General features: G+C 70.8%; 1 protein-coding gene. It reads left to right on the forward strand.

Annotated elements, in window-relative coordinates:
- On the forward strand, nucleotides 1–10,568 hold a 10,568-nt coding region (locus tag D7V88_RS33675; protein WP_120544718.1), incomplete at both ends, for a non-ribosomal peptide synthetase.

Below are 10,568 nucleotides of genomic sequence, written 5' to 3' on the forward strand. Positions count from 1 at the left end.
TCCCCCGGGTGCCCCGGAACCAGCCGCTGCCGCTGTCCTTCGCCCAGCAGCGGCTCTGGTACATCCAGCAGCTCAACCCCCAGAGTGGTGCCTACAACAACGCGACCACGTTCCGCCTGACAGGCGATCTGGACGTCGCCGCGCTCCAGGCGGCGCTGGACGAGCTGGTGGCCCGGCACGAAGTGCTGCGCACCACGTACTCGCTGGAGGGTGAGAACGCGGCGCAGATCATCCACCCGGCGCGCGGCCTGCCCCTGGTGCGGCTGGACGTGGCCGGGGAGACGCCCGAGGCCCGCGAGGCGGAGCTGGCGCGCCTGTGCCTGGCCCACGCGGTGATCCCCTTCGATCTGGAGAAGCTCGTGATCCGCGCGCAGTTGCTGCGCCTGGAGCCGAGGATGCACGTGCTGGCGCTGGTGCTCCACCACGCGGTGTCCGACGCGTGGTGCACCATGGTGCTCGCGGGCGAACTGACGGTGCTCTACGCGTCGTTCACCGCGGGGATGCCGTCGCCGCTTCCTCCGCTGCCGGTGCAGTACGCGGACTACGCGGTGTGGCAGCGCCAGTGGCTGGAAGCCGGCGTGATGGAGGAGCAGCTCTCCTGGTGGAAGCAGCGCCTGCTGGGAGCGCCCGTGCTGGAGCTGCCCACGGATCGTCCGCGTCCGGCGGCGCAGTCCTTCGCGGGCTCGCGCTACAGCTTCCAGTTCCCGGCCGACGTGGCGGAGCCCCTGCTGGCCCTGGGGCGCAAGCAGGGCGCCACGTCGTTCATGGTGATGATGGCGCTCTTCCAGACGATGCTGTCGCGCCACTCGGGGCAGGACGACTTCGTGGTGGGCACGCCCATCGCGGGTCGCACGCGCCCCGAGGTGGAAGGGTTGCTGGGCTGCTTCGTCAACACGCTGGCCTTCCGCACGCAGTTGGAGGGGACGCCGTCGTTCGGTGCGTTGCTGGGCCGCGTGCGCACCCAGGCGCTGGAGGCCTACGCGCGCCAGGACGCGCCGTTCGAGAAGGTCCTGGACACGCTCCAGTTGCCGCGCGACTTGAGCCGCACGCCGCTGTTCCAGGCCGTCCTCAACGTGCTCAATACGCCGGAGGCCAAGGCCCAGCTTCCGTCGCTGGAGCTGACCCCGGTGGACGTCTCCACGGACACGGCCAAGTTCGACCTGGGTCTGGATGTCTGGGAGAGCCGTACGGGCCTCTCCTGCCGCTTCGAGTACCCGACCGCCCTCTTCGACGAGGCGACCGTGGCCCGGATGGCGAGGCACCTCGTGGCGCTCGCGCGGCAGATCGTCGCCCATCCGGAGGCGCCGCTCGCGCGCCTGCCGTTGATGGACGCGGTGGAGCGCGCACAGGTGCTGGTGGAGTGGAACGCGACGGGCGGCGAGTACCCGCGCGAAGCGTGCATCCAGGATCTGTTCATGGCGCAGGCCGCGCTCCGGCCGGACGCGGTCGCGTTGGAGTTCGGGGATGCGCGCCTGACGTACGCGGAGCTGGATGCGCGCACGAACCAGTGGGCGCACCTGCTGCGCGAGAAGGGCGTGGGGCCGGATGTGCTGGTGGCCGTGTGCCTGGAGCGCTCGGTGGAGCTCATCGTCGCGCTGCTGGCCATCCTCAAGGCCGGGGGCGCGTACCTGCCGCTGGACGCGGCGTACCCGGCGCCCCGGCTGGCCGCGATGCTGGAGGACGCGCCGCCGAAGCTGCTGCTGACGACGCAGGAGGTGCGCGCGAAGCTGGACGTGGATGACTACCTGCCCTGCCTCTTCGTGGAGAAGCTGGGACTGGACGGGCGGCCCACGTCGCTTGTGAAGGCGGGGACGCACGCGCGCCACCTGGCCTACGTGGACTTCACGTCCGGCAGCACGGGCCGTCCGAAGGGCGTGGCGGTGGAGCACCGCAACGTGCTGCGCCTGCTGCACAACGCGTCCTTCGTGGACCTGGGGCCGGACACGGCGTTCCTGCACATGGCGCCCATCTCGTTCGACGCCTCCACGCTGGAGATCTGGGCTCCGCTGCTCTTCGGCGGGCGTCTCGTCGTCTTCCCGCCCAGCTCGCCGTCGGACCTGGAGTTGCTGGAGAGCGTCCTCCAGCGGCACGGCGTCACCACGATGTGGCTGACCGCGGGCCTCTTCGCGCAGGTGGTGGAGCTGAAGCCCGAAGCCCTGCGGGGGCTGCGGCAGATCCTCACCGGCGGCGACGTCGTCCCGCCGCACCACGTCCGCCGCGTATTGGAGGGCCTGGGCATCCCCGTCAGCAACGGCTACGGCCCGACGGAGACGACGGTCTTCGCCTCCACGCACCGGATGACGGACGCGGCCCAGGTGGGCACGTCCATTCCCCTGGGCCGGCCCATCAACGCGACGCAGCTCTACGTGCTGGATGCGCACGGGCAGCCGGTGCCCCCGGGCGTTCCCGGTGAACTCTTCATCGGCGGTGATGGCCTGGCGCGCGGCTACGCGTCGCGTCCGGACCTGACTGCGGAACGCTTCGTCCCGAATCCCTTCTCCTCGACGCAGGGCGAGCGCCTGTACCGCACGGGCGACCTTGCGCGCTGGCGTCCGGACGGGGTGGTGGAGTTCCTGGGCCGCGTGGACCACCAGGTGAAGGTGCGCGGCTTCCGCATCGAGCTGGCGGAAGTGGAAGCCGCGCTGCGGACCCACGCCTACGTGCGGGAGGCCGTGGCGGTGGTGCGCGAGGACGTGCCCGGCGACAAGCGGCTCGTCGCCTACTTCGTCGCGAGCGAGGACCTGGAACTGGACCCGGCCGTGCTGCGCACGTTCCTTGAGCAGCGGCTGCCGGAGTACATGCTGCCGTCGGCGTTCGTGCCCCTCACGGCCCTGCCGCTGACAGCGAACGCGAAGCTGGACCGCAAGGCCCTGCCGGCCCCGGAGGGCGTGCGCGCCTCGCGGAGTGAGTACGTCGCGCCCCGTACGGAGATGGAGCAGCGGCTGGCGGGGATCTGGACCCAGGTGCTGCGCGTCGAACGCGTGAGCGTCGACGACAACTTCTTCGATCTGGGTGGCGACTCCATCATCAGCATCCAGGTCGTCGCGCGAGCGCGTCAGGCCGGCGTGCGGGTCTCCGTGCGCGACCTGTTCCAGCACCCCACCCTGGGCGCGCTGGCGAACGTGGCGAAGGTCAGCGCGGGCAGCCTGGCGGAACAGGGCCCCGTGGTGGGCTCGGTGCCCCTCACGCCCATCCAGCTCGAACTGCTGGAGGGCGATCCCGAACACGCCCACCACTTCAACATGCCGCTGCTGCTGCGGGCCCGTCAGCCGCTCCAGGCGCCACTCCTGGAGCAGGCGCTCCAACTGCTCATCTCCCACCACGACGCCCTGCGTTTGCGCTTCAGCCGTGAGGGTGACTCCTGGCGCCAGCACAACGCCTCGCCCGAAGAGGCTCCGTTCAAACTGCTCCAGGCGGATCTCTCCGAACTCTCGCCGGAGGCCCGTCCTCGCGTCATGGAGGAGCAGGCGGACCGGCTCCAGGCGAGCTTCGATCTGGCCCAGCCCCCGCTGGTGCGCGCCGCCCTCTTCCACTTCGGCCCCGGGCGGGAGCAACGGCTGCTGCTCATCATCCACCACCTCGTGGTGGACGCCGTCTCCTGGCGCGTGCTCATCGAGGACCTGGAGGCCGCGTACCTGCAACTGAGTGAGCGGCGTCCTGCGGTGCTTCCCGGCAAGACGACGTCCTTCCTGTCCTGGACGCGCCGGCTGGAAACCCACGCCCTCTCCGATGCGCTGCATGCCCAGACGGCGCTGTGGCTGGACGAAGCGCGCCACGGCGGCGTCCCGCTCCCCGTCGACGCTTCGGGTGCCAACACCCATGGGTCGCAGCGAGCGGTCTCCGTCCAACTGGACGCGGAGGAGACCCGGCTGCTGCTCCAGGAGACCCCCGCGGGCTGGCGGGCCCGGATCAACGACGTGCTGTTGACCGCGCTGGCGCTTGCGTTGCGCGAGTGGACCGGCCAGTCGAGCGCGCTCATCGACCTGGAAGGCCATGGCCGGCAGGAGTTGTTCGCGGACGCGGACGTGTCGCGCACGGTGGGTTGGTTCACGTCGCTGACGCCCGCGCTGCTGCGGCTGCCCCCGGGAGGCACCCCGGGCGACAGCCTGCGAGCGGTGCGCGATACGCTGAGCCAGTGGCCCGACCAGGGCATCGGCTTCGGGTTGCTGCGCTTCATGGGGCCTGCGGACGTCCGTCAACGGATGGCGGCCTTCCCCCGGGCGCAGGTGGCGTTCAACTACCTGGGCCAGCTCGACGGCGCGTCCGACGCCAGCACCCTCTTCACGCTGGGGGATGAGGCGGCCGGCACGACGGTGGCCCCCCAGGCCCTCCGGACGCACCTGCTGATCGTCAACGGCTCGGTGCGGGATGGCCAGTTGGGCATTTTCTTCGGCTACAGCCAGCACCTGCACCACGCCTCCACCGTCGAGGCCCTGGCGCAGCGCTTCGTTTCGTCCCTGCGCACGCTCATCGCGCAGCGGCACTCCGAGGACTCGCGCCGGATGACGCCGGGGGACTTCCCCCTGGCGCGCATCTCCCAGCCCGCGCTCGACACGCTGCTGGCCTCGCAGGGTTCCACCGTGGAGGACCTCTACCCGCTCTCCGCGCTCCAGCAGGGCATGTTGTTCCACGTCCTCGCGACGCCGGAGTCCGCCTTCTATTTCGAGCAGCGCACCTGGTCGATCCACTCGGCGGTGGACATCGCGCTGTTCCAGAAGACGTGGCAGGCGGCGGTGGACCGCAACCCCATCCTGCGCACCGGCTTCGTGTGGCAGGACCTGGAGGCCCCCCTCCAGGTGGTGCACTCGCACGCCGCGCTGCCGTTCGATGTTCACGACTTGCGGCACCTGTCCCCGGAGGAGCAGCAGGCCGGGCTGGCGCGGTTGGTGGAGGTGGAGGCCGAACGCAATCGCGGCTTCGACGTGTCGCGGCCTCCGCTGATGCGACTGGTGGGCGTGCGCCTGGCGGATCAGCACTGGCACTTCATCTGGAACCACCACCACCTGCTGTTGGACGGCTGGAGCTCCGGCCTGTTCTTCCAGGAGGTCTTCGCGCTCTACGACACCTTCCGTTCAGGAGCGACGCCCGCGACGCCGTCGCGGCCTCCGTTCCGGGACTACATCGCGTGGTTGCAGCGGACCGACGCCGCCGCGGACGAGCGCTTCTGGCGCGCCCGGCTCTCCGGCCTGTCCGTCCCCACGCCCGTGCCCGCCGAGCAGCCCTCGACCGCGCGGCCCGGCGAGCCCTCGAAGCAGGACAGCATCCGGCTGTACCTGTCGACGGAGGACACCACGGCCCTCCAGGCGTTCGCGCGTCAGCACCAGTTGACGCTCAACACGCTGGCACAGGCGGCGTGGGCCCTGGTGCTCGCGCGCTACAGCGCCACGCAGGACGTTCTCTTCGGCACCACGCTGGCGGGCCGTCCTCCGGAGCTTCCGGGCGCGGAGGCCATGCTGGGCATGCTCATCACCACGCTGCCGGTGCGCATCCAGCTTCCCGACGAGCACGCACCCCTGCTGCCCTGGCTCCAGTTGCTCCAGGAGCAGCAGTTGGCCCTCGAGCAGCACCAGCACACGCCGCTGGTCACCGCCGCGGGCTGGAGCGACATGCCGCGAGGCATCGCGCTCTTCAACACCCTGATGGTCTTCGAGAACTTCCCCATTGATGAGTCGCTGCTGAAGCGCTCCACGGAGCTCGACATCCGCGACCTGCAGGCTGGGGAAAGCACCCACTATCCCCTCACGGCCTCGGTGCTGCCCGGCAGCGATCTCCAGCTCCACCTGGGCTACGACACGCACCGCCTCACGCGGGATGCGGTGGAGCGCGTGCTGGGCCACTGGCGCCGGGCGCTGTTGTCGCTGGCCCAGGCCGACGCGCGCCTGTCCGACGTGTCACTGCTCGCGCCCGACGAGCAGGTGCGGCTGCTGGGTGGGCTGTCCGGCGAAGCCCTGGACTTCGAGCGCGATGCCACGCTGCACGGGCTCATCGAAGAACAGGTGGCCCGCACGCCGGACGCGGACGCCGTGGTGTTCGAGGACACGACGCTGTCCTTCCGGCAGCTCGATGCGCGTGCCAACCAGCTTGCCCGGCACCTGCGCTCGCTGGGCGTGGGCCCCGAGGTGACGGTGGGCCTGTGCCTGGAGCGCTCGGCGGAGGCCATCGTCGCGTTGCTCGCCGTGCTCAAGGCCGGAGGCGCCTTCGTACCGCTTGATCCGACGGCACCCGCAGCGCGCAAGTCGTTCCTGCTGAAGGACTGCGGTGCGTCCGTGTTGCTCACTTCGCGCGCCCTGGCGGACGCGTGGAAGCCCGACGTGGCGCACGTGGTGCGGCTGGACTCCAAGCAGGAGCAGGCGCACCTGTCATCGCTCACCGGGGAGGCCCTGCCTCCTTCGGCCCGTCCTGAAGGCCTCGCGTACGTCATCTACACGTCGGGCTCCACCGGCACGCCCAAGGGCGTGATGGTGCAGCACCGCTCGGTGCTCAACCTGCACCGCTCGCTGACGCGGACCATCTACGCGGGCCTGCCGCGCGGTCAGCGCATCACTGTCAATGCGCCGCTGTACTTCGATGCCTCCATCGAACAGGTCATCCAACTGCTCGACGGCCATTGCCTGGTCGTCGTCCCCGAGGACGTGCGCCTGGATCCGGAGCGGATGCTCCCGTGGTTGGAGCAGCGGCGCATCGACGCGCTGGACTGCACGCCGTCGCAGCTCAAGCTCCTGCTGGCCGCGGGCCTGTTGGAGCGTGCGCACGTACCGGCCCTGTTGTCGGTCGGTGGAGAGGCGCTGGATGAGGTGATGTGGCGGCAGCTCGCCGCGACGACGCGCACGCGGGTCTTCAACGGCTACGGCCCCACCGAGTGCACCGTCAACGCCACGACGTTCCCCCTCCAGGACGCCCCCCAGACGGTCCCCGTCATCGGCCGGCCCGTCCACAACCTGCGCGCCTACGTCCTCGACACGCAGCAGCGGCTGGTGGCGTTCGGTCTGCCGGGCGAGCTGTGCTTCTCCGGTGAAGGCGTCGCACGGGGTTATCTGGGCCGGCCGGAGCTCACGGCGGAGCGCTTCCTCCCTGACCCGTTCAGCCCGGAGCCCGGAGCGCGCCTGTACCGCACGGGCGACAAGGCCCGCTGGCGCAAGGACGGCACGCTGGAGTTCATGGGCCGCCTGGACTTCCAGGTGAAGGTCCGTGGCTTCCGCATCGAACTGGGTGAAATCGAAGCCACCCTGCGCTCGCACCCGGGCATCCGGGACGCGGTCGCACTCGTCCGCGAGGACGTGCCCGGCGACGCGCGCCTCGTGGCCTGGGTCGCGCCGGAGGTGGACACTTCTCCCCTGCGCGAACACCTGCGCAAGCACCTGCCCGAGTACATGGTGCCTTCGGCCTTCGTCGCCCTGCCCGTCCTGCCGCTGACGCCCAACGGCAAGGTGGACCGCAAGGCGCTGCCCGCGCCGGAAGCCTCGCAGCTCGTGGCGCGGACCTACGTGGCCCCGGTGACGCCCACGGAGCTCGCCCTGGCCACGCTGTGGGGCGAGCTGTTGCGCGTGCCCGCGGTGGGCCGCCACGATAACTTCTTCGAGCTGGGTGGCCACTCGCTGCTGGCCACGCAGGTGGTGTCGCGCATCCGGTCCACCCTGGGCGTGGAACTCCCGCTGGGAGATCTCTTCAGCGCGCCCACCGTGGCGGAGCTGGCCGAGCGGATGGCCCATGCCGTCCGCTCCAAGACGCCGCCGCTCACCCGCGCGGACCGCACGGTGGCGCCGCCGCTGTCGTTCGCGCAGCAGCGCCTGTGGTTCATCGACCAGTTGGAGCCGGGAAGCTCCCTCTACAACATGCCGCTGCCGCTTCGGTTCACCGGCGCGGTGGATGAAAGCGCGTTGCGCCAGAGCCTGGACGCGCTGATGGCCCGGCACGAGGTCCTGCGCACCACGTTCCGCGTGGAAGCGGGCCAGCCCGTGCAGCACATCCATGCCGGGGCCACCGCGCCCTTCGAGTCCGTGGACCTGACTGGCATCGAGGACGCGACGGAGCGCCAGGCCGAAGCGAAGCGGCTCGGCATCGCGGAGTCCCGCCGTCCGTTCAACCTGGAGCAGGGCCCGGTGATGCGCGCCCTGCTGCTGAAGCTGGATGCGGAAGAGCACGTGCTGGTGCTCCACCTGCACCACATCGTGTCCGACGGCTGGTCGCTGGGCGTGCTCGTGCGCGAGATGACGGCCCTCTACGAGGCCTTCCGCCACGGTCAGACGCCGGCCCTGCCGGAGCTGCCGGTGCAATACGCGGACTACGCCGTGTGGCAGCGCGGCTGGCTCCAGGCCGACGTGCTGGAGGCGCAGCTCGGCTGGTGGAAGCAGCAGTTGTCGGGTGCGTCCCAAGTGCTGGAGCTGCCCACCGACAAGCCGCGTCCGGCCGTCGCCTCCCGGCGCGGCGACGCCGTGCCCGTGCACCTGCCGCGCGTCCTCGCCGAGCAGGTGGAGGCCCTGGCGCGGAAGGAAGGCGCCACGCCCTTCATGGTGCTGCTGGCGGCGTTCCAGACCGTGCTGCACCGCTACTCCGGCCAGGACGACGTGCTGGTGGGCTCCCCCATCGCCAACCGCCGTCACGCGGAGACGGAGGGCCTGATTGGCTTCTTCGTCAACACGCTGGTGCTGCGTGGAAGCTTCGGCGCCCGGACGACGTTCCGGGAGCTGCTGGCGCAGGTGCGCACCACGACGCTGGGCGCGTACGAACACCAGGACCTCCCGTTCGAGCGGCTGGTGGAGTCACTGCAAACGACGCGTGACCTGTCCCGCACGCCGCTCTTCCAGGTGCTGTTCGCGCTCCAGAACGCGCCCCTCCCGGAGCTGGTGCTGCCCGGCTTGTCCGTGAAGGCCGCCGACATCGGGGGACGCGGCATGTCCCAGTTCGAGCTGAGCCTGGACCTCGACCGTGAGGCGGATGGCTTCGTCGGCATCCTCGGCTATGCGACGGACCTGTTCGAGCGTTCCACCGTCGAACGCCTCATGACGCACCTGCGGTTGCTGCTGGAGGCCGCGCTGGAGCGGCCCGACGCTCCGCTCGCGGCCCTGTCCTTCGTGGGCACCGAGGAGCGTCAGCGGCTGCTGGGCGACCTGGGTGGCACCGTCGCGGACTTCGACCGCGAGTCCACACTCCACGGGCGCATCGAGGCGCAGGTGGCCCGCACGCCGGACGCGGACGCCGTGGCGTTCGAAGGCACGACGCTGTCCTTCCGCCAGCTCGACGCGCGCGCCAACCAGCTCGCGTGGCATCTGCGCGCGTTGGGCGTGGGCCCCGAGGTGACGGTGGGCCTGTGCCTGGAGCGTTCGGCCGAATCCATCGTCGCGCTGCTCGCCGTGCTCAAGGCCGGCGGGGCCTTCGTGCCCCTGGATCCAACGGCGCCCGCCGCGCGTCGCTCCTTCATCCTGCGGGACAGCGGCGCCTCCGTGCTGCTGACCCGCCAGGCGCTGGCGGACGCGTGGCGGCCCGAGGTGCGCGAGGTCGTGTGCCTCGACACCGACCGGAAGGCGTGGGCGGAGTTGTCGTCGGAAGCGCCGTCGTCCAACGCGGGGCCGGAGAGCCTGGCCTACGTGCTCTACACGTCGGGCTCCACGGGTAAGCCCAAGGGCGTGGCGGTGCAGCACCGCTCCGTGATGCACCTGCATCAGGCCATGACCGACGCGGTCTACGCCCAGGCGCCGCGGGGTCTGCGCGCGAGCCTCAATGCACCGCTCTACTTCGACGTGTCCGTCGGACAGCTCGTGCTGCTGGTGGATGGACACTGCGTGTGCGTGGTCCCGGAGGACGTGCGTCTGGATCCGGACCGGATGCTCGCGTGGTTGGAGCAGCAGCGCATCGACGTGCTGGATTGCACGCCGGCGCAGCTCAAGCCGCTGCTGGAGGCGGGCTTGCTGGAGCGCACCCACGTGCCGGCGTTCGTCGTCGTCGCCGGTGAGGCGGTGGACGAAGTCACCTGGCGCATCCTCGCCGGGTCGACGCGCACGCGCGCCTTCAACGCCTACGGCCCCACCGAGGGCACCGTGTACGCCACCTCGTGGTGCATCACGGGGGCATCGCAGCCGGTGCCCGTCATTGGCCGGCCGCTCGTCAACATGGGCGCGTTCGTGCTCGACGCGAACCTGAACCCCGTGCCCGTGGGCGTGCCCGGGGAGCTGTTCATCTCCGGCGAGGGACTCGCGCGCGGCTATCGCGGGCGCCCGGACCTGACGGCGGAACGCTTCATCCCCCACCCCTTCAGCACGCAGCCCGGTGCCCACATGTACCGCACGGGCGACAAGGCGCGCTGGCGGCAGGACGGGACGCTGGACTTCATGGGCCGCCTGGACTTCCAGGTGAAGCTGCGCGGCTACCGCATCGAGCTGGGGGAAATCGAAGCCACGTTGCGCGCGCACCCGGGCATCCGGGACGCGGTGGCGCTGGTCCGCGAGGACGTCCCGGGCGATGCACGCCTCGTGGCCTACGTCGTGCCGGAGGTGGAGACGGCCCCGTTGCGCGAACACCTGCGCAAGCACCTGCCTGAGTACATGGTGCCGTCCGCGTTCATCGCCCTGCCC

Source organism: Corallococcus terminator (assembly GCF_003611635.1).
Lineage (GTDB): Bacteria > Myxococcota > Myxococcia > Myxococcales > Myxococcaceae > Corallococcus > Corallococcus terminator.